This window comes from Bacillus sp. AFS037270, from assembly GCF_002585305.1.
Genome location: NZ_NUNF01000014.1, coordinates 345,407 through 363,121, shown reverse-complemented (window position 1 = coordinate 363,121; position 17,715 = coordinate 345,407). Strand labels below are relative to the sequence as shown.

Annotated in this window: 18 protein-coding genes and 1 pseudogene; 1 reads left to right on the top strand and 18 read right to left on the bottom strand. The window is 38.6% G+C overall.

What is annotated here, in order from left to right:
* Window positions 1-133 precede the first annotated feature (133 nt).
* Entirely contained in the window at window positions 134-1,477 is a 1,344-nt protein-coding gene (locus tag COD92_RS08370; RefSeq protein WP_098996168.1) for a NosD domain-containing protein, read from the top strand.
* 188 nt (window positions 1,478-1,665) lie between these two features.
* On the opposite strand, the gene COD92_RS33300 is transcribed toward COD92_RS08370, so the two are convergent.
* From COD92_RS33300 to COD92_RS08280, 18 genes and pseudogenes are all read right to left on the bottom strand, one after another.
* Window positions 1,666-1,827, bottom strand: a complete 162-nt coding sequence (locus COD92_RS33300; RefSeq protein ID WP_098531399.1) for an integrase core domain-containing protein — start codon at window positions 1,825-1,827, stop codon at window positions 1,666-1,668.
* A gap of 292 nt (window positions 1,828-2,119) precedes the next feature.
* Entirely contained in the window at window positions 2,120-2,749 is a 630-nt protein-coding gene (locus COD92_RS08360) for an FMN-dependent NADH-azoreductase (RefSeq protein ID WP_098531344.1), read from the bottom strand.
* Between the two features lie 225 nt (window positions 2,750-2,974).
* A complete protein-coding gene (locus COD92_RS08355; RefSeq protein ID WP_255295260.1) occupies window positions 2,975-3,391 on the bottom strand; it encodes a TIGR00366 family protein in 417 nt (138 codons plus the stop codon).
* Between the two features lie 79 nt (window positions 3,392-3,470).
* Window positions 3,471-4,568 (bottom strand): annotated as a pseudogene (locus COD92_RS08350) (RNA-guided endonuclease InsQ/TnpB family protein).
* A gap of 8 nt (window positions 4,569-4,576) precedes the next feature.
* Window positions 4,577-4,990 (bottom strand): IS200/IS605 family transposase, encoded by a 414-nt coding sequence (gene tnpA, locus COD92_RS08345; protein ID WP_098531342.1) that lies wholly within the window; start codon window positions 4,988-4,990, stop codon window positions 4,577-4,579.
* 100 nt (window positions 4,991-5,090) lie between these two features.
* Window positions 5,091-5,402 (bottom strand): hypothetical protein, encoded by a 312-nt coding sequence (locus COD92_RS08340; protein WP_255286697.1) that lies wholly within the window; start codon window positions 5,400-5,402, stop codon window positions 5,091-5,093.
* 56 nt (window positions 5,403-5,458) lie between these two features.
* Window positions 5,459-6,172 (bottom strand): GntR family transcriptional regulator, encoded by a 714-nt coding sequence (locus COD92_RS08335; protein WP_098996167.1) that lies wholly within the window; start codon window positions 6,170-6,172, stop codon window positions 5,459-5,461.
* A gap of 79 nt (window positions 6,173-6,251) precedes the next feature.
* Window positions 6,252-7,067 carry a fructoselysine 6-kinase gene (locus COD92_RS08330; RefSeq protein ID WP_255286696.1) on the bottom strand — a complete coding sequence of 272 codons (816 nt, stop codon included), beginning with the start codon at window positions 7,065-7,067 and terminating at the stop codon, window positions 6,252-6,254.
* Window positions 7,068-7,084: 17 nt separating this feature from the next.
* Window positions 7,085-8,053, bottom strand: a complete 969-nt coding sequence (locus tag COD92_RS08325) for an SIS domain-containing protein (RefSeq protein ID WP_098996166.1) — start codon at window positions 8,051-8,053, stop codon at window positions 7,085-7,087.
* Window positions 8,054-8,200: 147 nt separating this feature from the next.
* Window positions 8,201-8,629, bottom strand: coding sequence for an OsmC family protein (locus COD92_RS08320; protein WP_098531339.1), 429 nt, complete (start codon window positions 8,627-8,629; stop codon window positions 8,201-8,203).
* 422 nt (window positions 8,630-9,051) lie between these two features.
* The gene (locus COD92_RS08315; RefSeq protein ID WP_098996165.1) at window positions 9,052-10,434 is read right to left on the bottom strand and encodes a hypothetical protein; all 1,383 of its coding nucleotides are present in this window, start codon (window positions 10,432-10,434) and stop codon (window positions 9,052-9,054) included.
* A gap of 39 nt (window positions 10,435-10,473) precedes the next feature.
* Window positions 10,474-11,319 (bottom strand): hypothetical protein, encoded by an 846-nt coding sequence (locus COD92_RS08310; RefSeq protein WP_098996164.1) that lies wholly within the window; start codon window positions 11,317-11,319, stop codon window positions 10,474-10,476.
* A gap of 220 nt (window positions 11,320-11,539) precedes the next feature.
* Window positions 11,540-13,285, bottom strand: a complete 1,746-nt coding sequence (locus COD92_RS08305) for a DUF4153 domain-containing protein (RefSeq protein ID WP_098996163.1) — start codon at window positions 13,283-13,285, stop codon at window positions 11,540-11,542.
* A 388-nt stretch (window positions 13,286-13,673) separates the two neighbouring features.
* Window positions 13,674-14,201 (bottom strand): DUF3231 family protein, encoded by a 528-nt coding sequence (locus COD92_RS08300; RefSeq protein WP_098531335.1) that lies wholly within the window; start codon window positions 14,199-14,201, stop codon window positions 13,674-13,676.
* Between the two features lie 296 nt (window positions 14,202-14,497).
* Window positions 14,498-15,163, bottom strand: coding sequence for an SDR family NAD(P)-dependent oxidoreductase (locus COD92_RS08295; RefSeq protein ID WP_098996162.1), 666 nt, complete (start codon window positions 15,161-15,163; stop codon window positions 14,498-14,500).
* Between the two features lie 110 nt (window positions 15,164-15,273).
* A complete protein-coding gene (locus tag COD92_RS08290; protein WP_098996161.1) occupies window positions 15,274-15,912 on the bottom strand; it encodes an AmiS/UreI family transporter in 639 nt (212 codons plus the stop codon).
* A gap of 102 nt (window positions 15,913-16,014) precedes the next feature.
* On the bottom strand, window positions 16,015-17,196 hold the full coding sequence (locus tag COD92_RS08285; RefSeq protein WP_098996160.1) for a NupC/NupG family nucleoside CNT transporter: 1,182 nt from the start codon (window positions 17,194-17,196) through the stop codon (window positions 16,015-16,017).
* Between the two features lie 50 nt (window positions 17,197-17,246).
* Entirely contained in the window at window positions 17,247-17,645 is a 399-nt protein-coding gene (locus COD92_RS08280; protein WP_098996159.1) for a cytidine deaminase, read from the bottom strand.
* Window positions 17,646-17,715: the final 70 nt, after the last annotated feature.

Below are 17,715 nucleotides of genomic sequence, written 5' to 3'. Positions count from 1 at the left end.
TATATTAATGCCATCTATGTTGGGAATGATAATCACGGCTTTTTGAAAATAAACCGCGGTGAACGAAATTTGACTATATCAAGGAAAAAGTAGTTTATGAACAAACACACTAAATTGATAGGAGAATTTATTTATGGCTAGTAAAAATTATTACGACGTAACAGAGTGGCCTGTCGGTAATCCGTATGAGGATATTGGTGAGGTAATCAATAGCATTATAGCAGATATTAAAAGTAGGCAAACGGACACTGATGTGAATAAAGGCGGAAAGCCGGGTGCGGTTATCTATATTCCACCGGGAGATTATCATCTTGGCAGTCAAGTAGTTATAGACATCAGTTATCTTAAAATTATGGGTTCTGGACACGGGTTTACATCTTCGAGTATTCGTTTTAATACTTCTGAGAATGAATGGGTGGATTTGCATGAATTGTGGCCGGGAGGAAGTCGCATACTCGTAGATATTCCCCTAGAAGTAAATGACGAGGAATATAAAGGAGCTGCATTTTATGTTGAACGAAGTGGAAATCCCCGAATAAGTTCTGTAGAGTTTTCTGACTTTTGTATTGATGGTTTGCATTTTATTGAAGATGGTTCAGGAGAAACAAATCCGGAAAACACATACACTAACGGGAAAACGGGTATTTATGTTGCAAGTGCTTGTGACTCATTTCGGATTACAGGCATGGGGTTTGTGTATTTAGAGCATGGAATTACTATTTATCATGCAGATGCACTGACTATACATGATAATTTCATAGCTGAATGTGGTAACTGTATAGAACTACGAGGTTGGGGACAGGCTTCAAAAATAACCGATAACTTGATAGGAGCCGGTTTTAAAGGATATTCAATTTACGCTCAAAATTTTGGTGGACTTTTGATTACAGCGAATAATGTTTTTCCACGAGGTGCGAGCAGTATCTATTTTGATGGTGTGACACGTTCCAGTATCACAAATAATAGACTTCATTCATTTTATCCAGGAATGGTGGTATTCAGGGAAAATTGTTCGGAAAACTTGGTTTCTTCAAATCACTTTTTACGTGACCATGAACCTTGGACTCCTTTTGTGGGAATAGACAATGGTTTAGATGATTTGTATGGTCTCCTCTATATCAGTGGCAATAATAATTCTGTAATTGCTAATCACTTTTCTGAAGTAATTAATACTCAGAACATCAAGCCGGAAGGTGCAACACCTGTAATCATACGTATTGTTTCGGGTAATGAAAATTATATTTCTAATAATCATGTTGTTGCCACGGAGGTTCATGCCAAGATAAGTGATTCTTGTTTCTCTGCGCAAGTAGACGCTTTGTTGACTACCGAAGCATCAGAGCCGCTTACCGTAACAACAGTATTGGTAGAAAAAGAATCGCTTCAAAATACGATTCTTGATTCGGGAAGTGATGCACAGGTTGTTATGGACAAGACTGTAAATGCATTCAGAGCCACTCCAACGCCAGGAGCATAAATAATATATTCAACTATGTTTTTGTGGTAGTTTTTGTTCCAAAGTTTCAATTGCAAGTCGGACACTTGAATTATTTCGTTTGTCATTTAATTTTTGGGTGCTTCCTAGCGATGGAAGTGCCTCTTTTTATAGTGTTTCCCATATTTGGATAAATGCCAATAAAGTAGACAGAAAAAAGGAATGTTTCTTTAGGAAGACTGCCAGAAAATGTCTTCTTTTAAGTTTGGAGAAAGCATGCCAATGGCAGAATGAGGTCTTCTAGGATTATAAAACCCTTCAATATATTCGAAACAAGCCAGTTTTACTTCTTTTAACGAAGTAAATTTTTTACGATTCAGTTCTTCATATATTTGAAAAAAGGTTCTATTACTGCATTATCCCAGGGATAAGCGAGCTTTGAATAAGATGGAACGATGGCTAAATGGTCTTGTAATTGACGGAGTTCAGAAGAAAGGTTGTGAGCCTCTATCTGTCTTTTCCATAAAAAAATCCTTTATAATGGATTGGAGGCAGTAATCCATCCAAATCCATTATAAAAGCAGAATATTCCGTGACCATTTGTGCGACGGCAGTGGGATCTAATAACTTGGTGTTAAATAAGTCTATTCTTCTTTACTCTCTTCTATATCATATTGCCAACTATTAAGCTTTAACAGCAGAGAAACGCTTTGCTACTTCTGCGACTTTAGCTAATCCTTCAGCAATGATCGTTTGTGCTTGTTCAGGAGCTGCATTGTGACCTTCAATGATCACTTCATCAGCAATCTCCATTCCGAATAAGCCGCCTACCATATTTTTAATATAAGTAGCTGCCATTTCCATTGGAGCTGCTTCAGGTGTTGAGTAAATACCGCCGCGAGCAGTTAGGATAACAGCCTTTTTGTCAGACATCAAGCCGACTACACCAGCTTCAGTGTATTTGAAAGTGAAACCTGCTCCAGCTACATAATCGAAGAATGTATGCAATTTAGCTGGAATTGTTAAGTTCCATAGCGGGAAAGCAAATACAACGACGTCAGCTGCTGATAGAGCATCCATAGCTTTTTGTTTAGCTGCTAAGATACGTTGTTCTAGATCTGTTAACTCTTCGCCTGATTGTAATTTACCAAAAGCGTTGAATAAATCTTGGCCAAAATATGGCATATCTTCGGCAAATACATCATAAGTGGTGACATTCACACCTTCAAGGTTCTCCATGAAAGTCTCATACATTTTGCTTGAAACAGCTTCTGAAGCTGGACGGTTGTTTGCTTTTACTACTAATATATTCATTTATATTAAATCTCCTTTTTTATATTCTTGAAAATGATTATCTCGAATTAATAATATATAAAAATAAAATAAATCTCAACAAAACTGCTCAGAAGTTTTATAAAAATACTAGTTATAATTATCTAGTTTTAAAGAACTATAAATTCCTATAATTATACAAAAATAATATAAATAAAGGGACGATTCTCCTTCTTCGGAAGCAGAAGAACCGTCCCCATGCTTTTATTACATCCCAACATAAGCGGAAATGGCTGCAAATACAGCTGAAATTACCCATAATATTGGGAACAACTTCATAATTAATTTGATCCATTGTCCAAAACTGATCCGTGCAATCGCTAAGCCTGCTAGAAGCACTCCACCGGTTGGGGAGATAAGATTCGTTAACCCATTGCCGAATTGATAAGCTGTTACCGCTGCTTCCCGATTAATGCCGACCAACTCTGCTAATGGCGCCATTACCGGCATCGTTAAAGCTGCCTCATCAGATGAAGACGGAACAAAGAAGGTAATTACATTATGAGCAATGAGCATAATTGTCGTAAATGCAAACTTCGGCAGACCTTCCATCATATTGGCAAGTGAATTTAGAATCTTATCGATGATCATGCCGTTTTCCGCAAGAAGTGAACCTCTCTCCAATTAATTGGAGAGCTTCTCGTTTCATTGAGTTGGCCATTGCCGTCCTCTCCACGAAGGCTAGTTCCTAGCCCAATACATTTTAAGATAATAATTCTATTGCTCGATGGAGTATGTTGATGCTTGCGTTTACATCCCTGTCACATTTGAGACCGCAAAAAGGGCAGTCATGAACCCGGACAGCCAATGGCTTGTTCACCATTTCATGACAGTTGGAACATTCCTGGCTTGTGTTTTTGGGATCCACCAACACGACACGCTTACCAGCACTTTCAGCCTTGTAAGTCGTATAGTTGATCAGTTGATTCCAACCTGCATCACCAATGCTTTTGGCCAAATGGTGATTTTTTAACATATTCTTGATTTTCAAATTTTCAAATGCAATTACATCATATTGATTTACCAATTGTCTGCTTACTTGATGGGAATTATTCTTTCACTGGTTCGCTATATATTCATGCTTTTTGGCCAATAACGTAACTGTTTTTTTCCGGCGGTTCGAGCCTTTTTTACGTTTAGATACGATTCGCTGCAGGCGTTTCAATTGGCGTTCAGACTTTCTTAAAAATTTGGGAGAGGGAAAGAAATGACCATCTGATGTCGTAGCCAAATTCTTAATTCCCAGGTCCACTCCTACCATTTTTGTATGTTCTAGACACTCCTGCGGTTGTTCCTCACAGGATAGACAAACAAAATATTTACCGTTTTTACATACAACTGTACAGGTTTTGATTTTTCCAGTTACCTGGCGATGGAGTTTGATCCGAATATTCCCGATTTTGGATAGTTTCATATAGTTTCCATTAAGAGAGAAACCGCTTTGAGGGTAAGTGAAGCTATGATAACGGTTGGAACCTTTGAAGCGGGGAAAACCTGGTTTCTTTTCCCCTTTTATGATTCTTTGAAAAAAAGACTGAAAGGCTTTATCAAGACGCTCGACTACATTTTGGAGAACTTGTGAATGGACGGTTTTATATTCTGGGCAAGCTGTTTTCAATGGAGGCAATTCTTTCTTTTGTGTGTAATAAGAGAGGGAAATTCCATTCCTTTTATGCATTTTATAAACGATAATCCGCTGTTCCAAACAAGCGTTATAAAGCCTTCTACAATACAGAAGTGTTTTATCGATTTTTTGCCGCTGATCTTTCGTCGGTTCGATGCGAAATTTATAGGTACGCATCATTATGACTAACCGCCTTTCTTTTGGTTTTCGATATACTTTTTGATGGCATCTTCAGAAATGGATCCAACAGTTTCAAGATAAAAACTGCCATTCCAAAGGTGTCCGCCCCACAAATCATTTTTCAGTTCAGGAAACTTCATGAACAGCTTGCGTGCAGAAATCCCTTTTAGCATTTTAACAATATATGATGGAGCCACTTTTGGATGAGCAGACGCGAATAGATGGATGTGGTCTCCTTCACCCACTTCTGCCAAAACCACTTCAAACCCTTTCTCCTTTCCGATTTCTTGAAATAAATCCTTTAGGTAATTTTCAAGTTCAGCTGTCAGTACCTTCTTTCGATATTTTACTGACCAAACGATGTGATAGTTGACATTATATACACAAGTACGGGCATGTTTAATATTGGACTTATTCATACATATAGTATAACAAAAACAGCCTATAATTGCGAGTTTTACAAGTTATAGTTAACAACATATAGTAATGAAATATGGTAGAAATAAATTCGCAGGTTGTTTATTCAAGAGGGCGGACTATCATCTCTCCATTGAAATGAAGAGGATTCTCCTCCGCGTTTCCTAAAAATAAAATTAAAATTGCCGTAATTGAATCAAATTTTAAAACAAACATCAATGAAATAAAGATGGCGCAAAGGGGAATCGTTTCTTCACTCATCCCGAATGTAGAGCCGCCCAAACTGAAGATAATCATAGAGATAGGGATAACCAAGATTCCTTTATTTTTCATCCGCCTTGCGAGCGCAATCAATCCTCTGTCAATCGCACCGGTCTGCAAAATGATTCCGGTGTCATTTATTATTTTTGACATCCCCTTATTCATAACGATACAAAACGTCATAACTAAGGGGAAATCTATCAAATTTACTATAAAGTAAATTGATAGCGGTCACCGATGATATACTGCTTCCCTACATGCACAGGTCGTCCCTGTTGATCATATATAAGCGTTTTCATATAAAACAACGGCTTTCCAATACTTGTTTCTAAAAGTTGAGCCTGTTCCTCATCCGCTAACACTAATTCAAGGGTTGTTTTACCAGATTGATCTGGATGAATGTCATACTTCTCTCTTAACAATTCATAGAGTGACCCAGTCAACGTTTCATCTAATAAAAATGAATAGCGATGATAAGGATAATAGTTATTCTCGAGCATTAAGGGACTATCTCCTGCGTATCTCTTCCTTTGGATGTAAATCACTTGTTCATCCTTCTCCAGCTGTAAAGCCTCTCGAAGGTCGGCATCCACTTGGATAACTTCCTTTTTCGTAACCTCACTATGAGAAGTGAACCCATTGGCCTCACAAGCCGCAGTAAACCCCATGACGTGCTCAATTTTACGATCGATTTTTGGCAGATGAACGAAGGTACCTTTCCCCTGCTGTTTAATTAAGTATCCTTCCTTAACCAGCTCTTCAACCGCTTTCCTTACAGTAATCCGGCTGACATTGTACTGCTCACTTAATTCAGGTTCCGGCGGGATTTTTTCGCCCTGCTGGTACGTATCATTTAAAATGGCGGCCTGGATCGCCTTTTTTAATTGTAAATATAATGGTTCTTGGTTTTCTGCGTTTAACATGGTTTACCTCCGCTTGTTTATAACGTTATATCACCATTATAACAGAAGAGCAGCAAAGGTTTTACTATACCACAAGGAATTAATATGGAACACCGTACCCAAACGAGCCTTCTACCAAACAACTTTTCGCAGCAAAGGCAGCGGCTTCCATCATAGATGCGGCTATATCATTACTTTTTAAAAAGTGAAGTAAAAAAGCGGTAATGAATGAATCCCCTGCGCCCATCGTATCGACGGCCTTTACGAAGTCCGGTGTTTGATAATAGTACTCCTTACCATCAAAGGCAATGGCCGGGTCACTGCCGCGAGTGGCGACTAAGATTTGCCCGTCTTTCTTACGATTTGCTTTTAAAAATTGCTCTGTTTCCTCATGTGTGAGGTGGCTGCAGGAGAAGAACGCATAATCCACATAAGAGATATTTCGGTCGATTTCTTCTTGCTGAAAATCATCCGAAAAATCAAAGGACAGCGGTACACCTAGGGTGCTTAATTCTTCTATGATATGTCCGGTATGGCTGTACAATCCAGTATGCATGATGGAAAATCCTTTGATATACTCGATATCCTCTTCCGTTAGCTGGAATGGGTTTTCTCGTGTCACTCCGCCTGAATTGCTTCCTAAGAAAACTCGGTCCCCATCCTCTAGTGTAACTCGGGCACAGCCGTTTTCACCGCGAAAGTGACGGCAATGGGATAAATCAATTTCTAATTCCTTTAATACATTTTCGACATGTTCCGCTTCTTTATCGTCACCAAATGTTCCAAGAAAGGCTGCTTCCACCCCTAATTTTTTGGCAAATACACTAAAGTTTACTGCATTTCCCCCTGGATACATGGTTTTAATATGAACATATTTATCTACGACATTATCACCAATACCTAAAACCTTCATCATATTATTCACCCTCGATTTTAGTAAGATACTTTCCCCATATAACGGCGAGTTTCTAATGGATGATTCCGAACATCAGCTAATGCGGCACGATAGACACACATAATGCTGTAGAAAAGAATCGGGTTAAAGAACTCTACTACTTCATCGGCAATTGTATTGATTCCTAATTCTTTCGCATCGACTACTTCTACTTTTTCAGCGTACTGCCCGAGGAATGTTTTTGCCCTTTCATCCAATGCACGTGTGCGGCCTTCGTTCATTAATAAGATAAATGGAGTTTCTTTGTCGGTTACTTCAAATGGTCCGTGGAAGTACTCACCTGAATGGATCGATGCAGCATTCAGCCATTGCATTTCCATTAGAGAACAAATCGAGAATCCATAAGCATGTCCGTAAGACGCACCGCTTGATAAGATATAAAATAACTCTTCATCTTTGTACTTATCTGCAAATTCCTTCGTTCTTTCGGCTACTTGTTGTTCACCTTTTTTAATGATTCCGTTGATTTTTCCGATTCCGTTTTGGAATGCTTCATAGTGGGCATATCCTTCTGTAACATGAAGGGTCTCCACTACTAGTTCTAAGATGATGGCCATTGGGTTATTTTTCACATCCGTGTCTGCGCCCCACTCATAGACAAAGGCATGATCAGAATAGCTTAATAATGCTGCTTCATTGTTATGCGTTAAACCAATGGTATGTGCACCGTGCTCTTTTGCTACTTTTGCAGCTTCAACCGATTCTGGTGTATTTCCGCCGTGGGAACATACGATTACAAGGGAATCTTTGTTTAGTCTTTTTGGTGTCGCATGAACAAACTCATTAGCTGTGTAAAGCCCTGTTACAATTTTTCTAGCTTCGCTTTCAAGGAAGTATTTAGATGGATACATATCCACCAACGATCCACCGCAAGCTACTAAATATACTTCGGTAATCCCTTGTTCTGTTTGAGAATTAATCGTGTTAATTACGTTTACTGGGTTCATCTTATTCTCTCCTTTTATTATAACGTTATATGACGTTATGATTATGTATTAAATATAACCGCTTTCATGTGGGACGTCAATAATTATTTTTAAAAAAATCATGGGGAAAGTTCTCCTGCTTTGGAAGCAGGAGAACCGTCCCCATGATCATATTGTCTTTTCCCCTTTAACCCCATTTATGGAGTAGCTGACAGTGATTTCGGCATTTAAGGTATGGGAGACGGAGCAGTATTTGTCTTTTGACAATTGAATCGCACGAATGACTTTGTCTTCAGGTAAGTCACCGTCTAAGGCATAATGGAGGTTGATGTTGGTAAATCGTTTTGGGTGTTCCTCCGCCCGCTCGCCTTCCACATCTATTTGAAAGGAGCTGGGCTCAAGGCGCATTTTATGCAGAATTGAGATAATATCCATTCCGGTACATCCAGCAACAGCCTGGAGGAGCAGCTCGGTTGGTCTTGCTCCCGTATTTTCTCCACCGACCTCCGGTGCAGCATCCAGTTTGATCTCATGGCCTGAGGGGGTCGTTCCTGCAAAGGCCATTTTACCTTGCCAGCTAATAGTTAAATCTAACATCGATATTCCCCTTTCTATTGTTTATTCTTACCAATAGGATCGTTACTTATTTTATTTTGTTTAAATCGGAATTACTCTAATAACTTTATATGTATGGAGTAGTGAGTGAAGGACAGTTTCCTTTTAGCTCCTTCTATTTTTTGTCCTTCATAGCCAAGATGAAGGACAGTTTCCTTGCAGCTCTAAACTATTTTGTCATTCACCAAAAAAATAAAGCCCCTTCCGTATGAACGAAAGGGACTCTTTAGCTTATAAATTTAAACCGTAAAATTATTCTTGAGTATCAGCTTCAACAGATGTATCCTCAACTGCAACATCCTCAGGCACAACCGCTTTTACAGCTGAATTTACTGCTGCGTGTTTTTTTGCTTGTTCGCTAGCTTTAATAGCCTGAGATTTTACTTAGTTTGCTACAGATGTGCTTACTTTTCAGCTGCTACTGCAGCTTCTGTTACAACAGCTTCAGTTTCTTCGGCATTCTCTTCTGTTACAGTTTGATCTTCTGCATCAACTTCAGAAGTTACCACTGCTGTATCATCCGCTTCTACTTCGGTTGCTTCAGTCTTTTCTTCAGTAGTGACTTGATCTTCGTCTTTCACTTCTGGAGTTACTACTGCTTCATCGTCTGCTTCTACTTCAGTTGCTTCAGCTTTTTCTTCAACAGCTACTTGATCTTCGTCTTTCACTTCTGGAGCTACTACCGCTTCATCATCTGCTTCTACTTCAGTTGCTTCAGTTTTTTCTTTAACAGCTACTTGATCTTCATCTTTCACTTCTGGAGCTACTACTGCTTCATCATCTGCTTCTACTTCAGTTGCTTCAGCTTTTTCTTCAACAGCTACTTGATCTTCATCTTTTACTTCTGGAGCTACTACTGCTTCATCGTCTGCTTCTACTTCAACAGCAGGCTGCTCTTCAGAAACTTCGCCATTAGCAAAGATAGCAGAGTGTTCTTTATTTGCATGCTCCCACGCTGATGCACTTGCATGCGCACTTGCTTGAGATTTTGCTTTTTTTGCAGCAGAAGGTTTTACCTTAGCTTCTTTTTCAACATCTTCTAAAGTTGACTCTACATCTTCTTTTTCAACGTCTTCTAAAGTTGATTCTACGTCTTCTTTTTCAACATCTTCCAAAGTTGCCTCTGCTTCTTCTTCGTCTTTCGTTTTTACCACAGCTGTTTGGTCTTTCACGGCTTTCTTAGAATCAGCATCCTTATCTGCATCGTCATCTTTTTCTTCAGTTTTTACTGCGCTAGCGTCATCATCTTTTTCCTCGGATTTCACTGTTTGATCAGCTTCCACTTCAGTTGACTTTTCATCCTCTTTCACAGACACTTCATCTTCTGTTTTAGGAGTTTCGGCTTTAACTTCTTCTTTTTCAACCTCAGTTGCTTCAACAGGTTCAGTTGTTTGAGCTTCTGCCTTCTCTTCCACTACAGGTTTTTGAACTGGAACTTCTTCAGTTACAGCCTCTTCAGTTTTGGTAGGTGTTTTAAAAATAGCAGAGTGTTCTTTATTCGCATGCTCTTTTGCTGTCTCGCTTGCATGAACGCTTGCTTGAGACTTAACTACTTTTTCAGCTTTAGGCTGAACCTTAACTTCTTTTACAACTGGCTTTACAGAAACAGCAGGCTTATTAACATGCTTTTCCACATTTTCAACTTTCACTTTTGCATTTTGTCCTGCTTTTCCATGCTCTAATCCAGCAGCCAGTGTAAAGTGACCTCCAGCAAAAACTCCAAATGACAATGCACCTGCTAATACAAAAGATTTCATTACTTTATTAGGGTTTAAATAATGTTTCATTTTAAAATTCGCTCCTTTTATTTGTGTGTTCCGTAGGCTTTAGCTGCGGGTAACAGTTTTATAAAAAGGAGCTGTTTGCGGTGGTGGTGCTGGCGGTGCATTTACCCATTGGTGATGCTTTAGGGCATACCGGGAAAGGAATGGCTGGACAAGCTTGATCTCATAGTCCTTATTCCACTCAAACCATTTTTCTAAAAAGCTAATTGTATGTAAACTTTGGCTAACACGGTCATTAGACTGGCCGCCGCCTAAACCGCTAGAGCGCTGAGTTTGGTTAAGGGTCTGGTCTACTGTTGGAAGTTCTTCCTTTTCAGCAGGGACCTTGTCCTTATCCGGCTTCACCGGTACAACCGGTTCCATACGCTCAAACTTCTTAGCCTTGAACTCGACTGGAACAGGCTCATTTGGAACGGTTGTTCTTTTTACCACTTCGGCATCAGTCGGTGTAGAAGCTTTTTTCGCTTCAGGCTCACTTTTTTTGACCTGAACGGTGGGAACAACAGCGGGCTTTTCATTCTGCTTTATCGCAGAATGCCCATTTCCATTTCCATTTCCTTTTGCCTGAGCAGGCAATGATTTGGGTACTGCGGTTGTTTTTTTAGTGACCGCTTGTTTCAGCCCACGTTGGACAGCCGGAGTTTGTGCTTTACTAGAGGGTACAGTGACCTCAGGCTTTTTTTCCACTGTAGGTTTTGCCTGTTGTGGTTTCGAAGGCACGTCGACCTTGGTTACAACATTCTCTGCTTTTTTCAAAGAAGACTGCGCTTCCACCAAATGTGAACTAGCTTGTTCACTTGGCTCAGGCTTCTCGGCAGATGCTTGGTTTGGCAAAAACAATGCGGCTCCAGCCATAAGAGCTGGTATAATAAACGATCGGAAGTGCAACATCTCACCCCCTTTCCTTAATTGTCACGTTCAATGACAGCATTCGAGGAAATAAAACAATTTTTGACCGCAGTTGCAAGAAACCGTTCTTTCGACCTAAAGTCGTTCAATCTATTTTCCTGTATTCTTGGAAATTACTAATATAAAAATAAATTCCACCACACACTTAAAACCCCTCCAGACTAGGAGGGGTCTAATAATTTGGAATGAAAAAGCCATCCTATTTAATTTGAATAAACACAAATAACCCTGCGTTATTCTGGTTATTTGGTTTTTCAATACTTACATTTTGCACCACAATCGTCAGTTTGGCACGCCTGTTTTCCTTTGTGAACGTAGCTTCTTCCGCTGTTATCGTGCCCTTAGTTGCATTGTAATGATAGAACTTATCAAAGATTTCCTGTGTGTTAAAACGGATAAGCTCTTGTCTGTCTTCTCCCACCAATTTCAAATCAATACGTTTTCCTTTTGTATCTGAAACAAGGGTATAGGTTTTACCCGCCTTCTCAAAATCGTTAATCTCCTTCTCACCATCGTTATCAAATTGATAAAGATCCATTTGAATAAATCGATCAAATCCTTCTATATTAATCGGCATTGATGGCACCATCGTCAGGTACACAGATTGGTTTTCATCCCCCGACTCTTGATACTCATGAAAACCGAAAGTATCCTTAAAATCCTTATAAACATCAAAATTCCTCGGTAACCAAGAAATCTCCTTTATATATCCCATGCGGTCTAAGTATTGAACAGTATTGGTAATAATCTTTCTATCCTTTTCAGAAACCGAATCGTTAGGCTTAATTTTATTATTTTCGAGCATATCATATTTTAAGAGCTCATTTTCAAGGATAGCAATCTGACTGTTTCTACTTATAGTAAATGCATCCACAGGAGGAACAATCGAAATGGCTGAAAAAATAATCAACAAAGCCGCAAGAATTCCATTTTTCCGTACAGGTAAAAAGCTCAATAAAACACCCGCAATTATAGCAAATACACCAAATAAAATCACATAATAACGGGTATGTGTAACGCCTGTTTCACTTAAACTTATGAGCGAAGAGGCAACCTGAAAGAGAACAATGGGGATTAATACCTTAGGAAAAACCTTTCTAAAAAAGACCGTAAACTTATTCTCAAGCTCACTAACTAAGATATAAAGCAAAATAACCGTAATAGAATAAGAGACAAGCATAGGTTCAAGTAAGTTATCAGCCCAAAATGCCCCGGTGATATTTTTAAAAATATAGAGCACTAAGATGAGCGTGAACACTGCTACTAGTGGAATGAAAATATATGATAGCAGTATTCTCAAAAACGCCGGACAATGTGCAGCTTGATCAACCGTGTCGCCCTTCGCCCTTGAATAATCAGGGATAAGCGATAGGAAGTATAAAGGTGCAAAAAGAATAAATATTAGGTTAGCTGTATGTGGGTAAGCCGTATAACCAATCTTAAAAATCAGCTCATTAAAGGCTACAAGGATAATCGATATCCCGCCGTAGATAATACCAGAGAAAAACAGGGAAATAAAAAATGACTTAAAGGGAATCATGAAGCTTTTATTAAAACTAGTGTTGCTTTTGATTACGGGCGCCCAGATGAAGGCCCAAAGCAGCGCAAACATGGCCACAACGGTTCTAATTTCAATCTCTGTACTTAAATTTGGAGCTGGTCTAACAATCAAGTAGTATCCACCCGTTAGGATAATCGCCGCTCCCATTAGCGCCAGTCGAGACGAATATTTAGAAAAGAATCGTTCATAACTAACCTGAGCAACTGCACTAAGGAATGCACCCAATATAAAGGTTAAAAGTAATTTGATATCATCCTTTTCCGTGATAATCGAATAGGCATTAATCACGGCTGCAGCTAACAAGAATAATGTGGTTAAAGGGAAACGGCTAATGGCATCAGTCAACCCAGTAAGTCGGTCTTTAAACTTTTTCAACCAATTCATCTTCTTCAAACCTCCCTTTATATAAACTTCCATTTATTTCTAATGGAATTATACCATGTATCGCTACCCGATATAGGTATCTTCTACTTTTTTCATTCACTTCAAAAACTGACAATTTCTATTTATTAAACCATCTTCAACAATTCCCCAAAGGAATTCGACAAACTCCTCTAAAAACTTTCACATTTCCCGGGTAATTAACAATATGATCTAGTTTAAGTCAAGAACATCCAATTTCTGATAAATTTTTTTATATGCTACTTTTAAAATAGGAATCTACCAACCCTCCAATAACACTACCCTCAAGAGGAGAAATAATCGGAGCAATAGAAATAACCTGCCATAATGAAGGCAGGTTTTTCTACATAATTAATCCGTTCTCTTAAAATTAACCTTTGTAATAGGGCGGAATACGAAGCCACTCATGCCGTTCTAAGTACTGTTTTACTGTTAACCCCGCCATAGTCTTTCTCATGATAATTTTTGAAAAAAGTAATCCAACATCTGCCCGTATCGATTCAGTTAGGCCCCTGGCGGCATAATTGACTCCCATCGCCAGATTATAGGACATGAGGTTAACCAGTTCTTCGTCATTTAGCTTTGCGCCCTCCGGTATATTTTGAAAATCCCCGAGTGGTTTTTCAGACGTAGTTTTCGTTAATGGGATACCTTCTTTCTTAAGAAACTCGATCAGCTCGTCTCGAATCGGGACATGTACAGTTTCTCTGATATCCTTTAAAATTTGTTTCAGTTCTGGATCAAGAGCTATGTTGTAACCAATTTCTTCATTACGCATAGTGGTCTCTGTACCTAAAAGAAAAAACCAAAGGTTAGAAACCTCCATCACATTCAATGGTCTTTTCTCCCCATCCATAAAGGGCTCAAATGCATCATGTATCATGTCAAATAGTTTCATGTTTCAAATCCCACCAAACTTTGGATATTCTTTGTTATGATGGTATTTTTTCCAATAAATAATAAAACATGCTTACTATTTCATTTAAACTTCATAATATCCCTTAATTTAGCAGTATCATACTACTCGATTTAATAAATTTATTTACTTTTTATGGCTAATATTTTAAGTTATAATTTTTGTCAATTCTCTTTTTCACTTTGTGAAATTAACTATTAAAGGCAGTATTTCTTAAATGGATTTACTTAAGATAGCAGTTAAGTGGTTAGCAAGGGATACCGTTAAGGATAAAACGATCAATCAATAATCAACCCGGTTTCATTTTCTCTTTCTAGTATTTCCAATGCCACTTCTTTTGCAGATTTTAATCTTGAACGGTCAGTCACAAAGTTATTTTCATCCCAAAAAGGAGTATCCATCCCCCCCATATAGACACCGGAAACAGAAATCGAAGTACTCTCTAACTCTTTTACTAATGCTTCAGTAAACCCTCGAATGGCAAACTTACTTGCACAATAGGCTGTTTCATGAACTTTCCCACGCAATCCAGCTGTTGAAATAATGTTCATGATTTTTCCGGCATTTCGTTCCAAGAAGGTCGGCAATATTGCTTTTGTTACATAAATCGTTCCTTTTACATTCGTATCGATCATGTGACTGATCCTATCAGCTGAGATTTCTTGCAAGGGACCGAAGTAACCGATACCTGCATTATTAATCACTAGATCAATTTTTTCAGTTTCATTCAAATGGTAGAGCAATTGCTCAACCCTATTAGAATCTGTAATATCACAGGTCGCTGATATAGCACTTCCATTTGTCTTTTCTATCATTTGTCTTACTTCATCCAAATGAGATTGCGTTCTACCAACTAGAATGATCCGATTTCCTTCCTGGGCATATGCGAGGGCAAGTTCTTTACCAAGCCCTGTACCTGCCCCTGTAATCAAGATCGTTTTCAATCTTCACACCTCCAAATTAGTGGTTATTGCTTTCAAATCTTTTAACATTAAAATTATCAGCTGCGGTTGTCCCCAGATGTAGCAGTTGTTTGTCGATATTTTTCTCCATTTTAAATCCTCCTCAAATCCGTCCCTTCCAATCTTTCATTGCTTTTCTGTATGGGCAAACGGAATTTAAATAAGCTTATACAAAAATAAACGATGGACACGATTAAAACAATTAACCATATTTCTTTGACAACAGGTGTGTTCCAAATTCCTAAAAAATACAATAAAGACGGGATTGTTAATGTAACCCAGGATTGAATAAAGGCAACCTGTCCAAGATAATGGTCAATCTTCATTTTCAGTGAATTGGATAAGAAGAATAATAGCCACAGAAAAGCCCACATTCCCCATGTAATCGCACTAACAGCATCATGGAAGTGGATCACGGCTGTCAACGTATACACAACTGCTATGACCTCAACCCATAAACAAAACCAGCCGAGTCCCCTGCCATCAAGTCCTGTTAATGCGGTGACCCCAACATATAAATAAGTTAAACCAAATAAAAAGATAGATGCGTAGTTATACAACTCCCAATGATGTTGACCTGACACCATAATTAAATAAAACGGTATAATCAGTTGTATGACTCCTACAAATAGATTAAAAACCCCAACACTTTTTGCTTCAGCTTTTCCTGTTAACATCAAACTATTAAGAAATAAAACGGCACCTGAAAGAAATAATCCGACGAAACTCATATGCTTTGTTGTGAAAAAAAATTTTTCACAACATTCCCCTCCTTCAAAAAGGAAAAAGCAGTTTTCCATCCTTACAGGATGAAAAAATGCTTTTTCAACAGATTATAAAACAATACTTACAACCACAGCCGATAACACACTGACCAGAGTGGCGCCGTATAAAAGCTTTAAGCCAAATTTGGCAACAACGTTACCCTTTTTCTCGTTAAGACTTTTTACTGCACCAGCAATAATCCCGATCGATGAAAAATTGGCAAATGAAACAAGGAAAACAGAAATAATTCCTAATGTGCGAGGGCTGAAGGAATCCCCTATTTTCGCCAAGTCCATCATGGCTACAAACTCATTCGTTACAAGCTTTTCGGCCATTATACCGCCAGCTTGGACAGCCTCTGAAAATGGAATTCCCATGATAAACGCAATCGGCGAAAAGATATATCCCAATATCTCCTGGAATGTAATATGAAAAATTAAATCAAAAATATTATTAATGGCAGCCATTAAGGCAACAAAACCAATTAGCATCGCACCGACAATTACTGCTACTTTAAAACCATCGATAATGTATTCGCCTAACATTTCAAAAAAGCTCTGCTTTTCTACTTCCTGGATATCAAGAATATCCTCGTTTGGATCTACTGTATAAGGGTTAATAATAGAAGTAATGATAAATCCGCCAAATAAATTCAGAACCAGTGCCGTAACCACGTATCTTGGTTCAACCATGGTCATATAGGCACCGACAATTGACATTGAAACGGTAGACATCGCTGATGCACAAAGGGTATATAAACGATGGGCAGGCAAGAGACCAAGCTGCTTTTTCACCGTAATAAACACTTCAGATTGACCAATCATGGCCGAAGCAACCGCGTTATAGGATTCCAATTTCCCCATGCCGTTCACCTTGCTGAGTAATAACCCAATCGCTTTCATAATGAATGGCAGGATTTTAAAATACTGAAATATTCCAATTAGCACGGAAATAAACACGATTGGCAGCAATACATTTAGGAAGAATGGCATTTCTCCTTTATTAGCAAGTCCCCCGAAAACAAACGAGATCCCGGCACCTGCATATCCTAATAATTTACTAAAGACTCCTGCAAATACTTTGATTAAATCCAGGCCTAACGTGGTATTTAATAATAATGCTGATAATATGACTTGAATAATGACCATAAGAATAATCGGTTTTATTTTGATGTTTTTCCGATTATTACTTGCCACGTATGCGAGTCCGAAAACAACAAGCAGTCCGATAATCGCAATGATGTATTTCATTGTAAGTCCTCCAAAAGTAGTTCGTATTCGCTTACATCACAAACAAAAATTTATTTTGTTAAATCTTTAGAAGAAAAAAAACCGGGCAGCAATTCATCAATGGTGGTCTCCATCTTCTCGCCGTTTAAATTAGCTAAAATAATTTTTGTGTTTTTATCACAGAATTCGGCCATTACTTGACGACAGGCACCACAAGGTGAAACAGGGCCCTCCGTATCAGCAACAACAACGATTGTATCTATTTCCTTTTTTCCTTCAGAAACCGCTTTAAAAATAGCCGTTCTTTCAGCGCAATTGGCCAATCCATAGGAGGCGTTTTCAATATTGCATCCTTGAAAGACATGATGATCTTTTGTCAAAACTGCTGCGCCTACTTGAAAATTTGAATAGGGCGTATACGCTTTTTTCCTGGCTTCGATTGCTTGATCGAGTAATGTTTGCATGTCCATGTTTCGTCATCCTTTTAAATATGTTTTTAGGATCCAGGCTGGCGGGTGAGACCAGCCTCTAGATATTTCT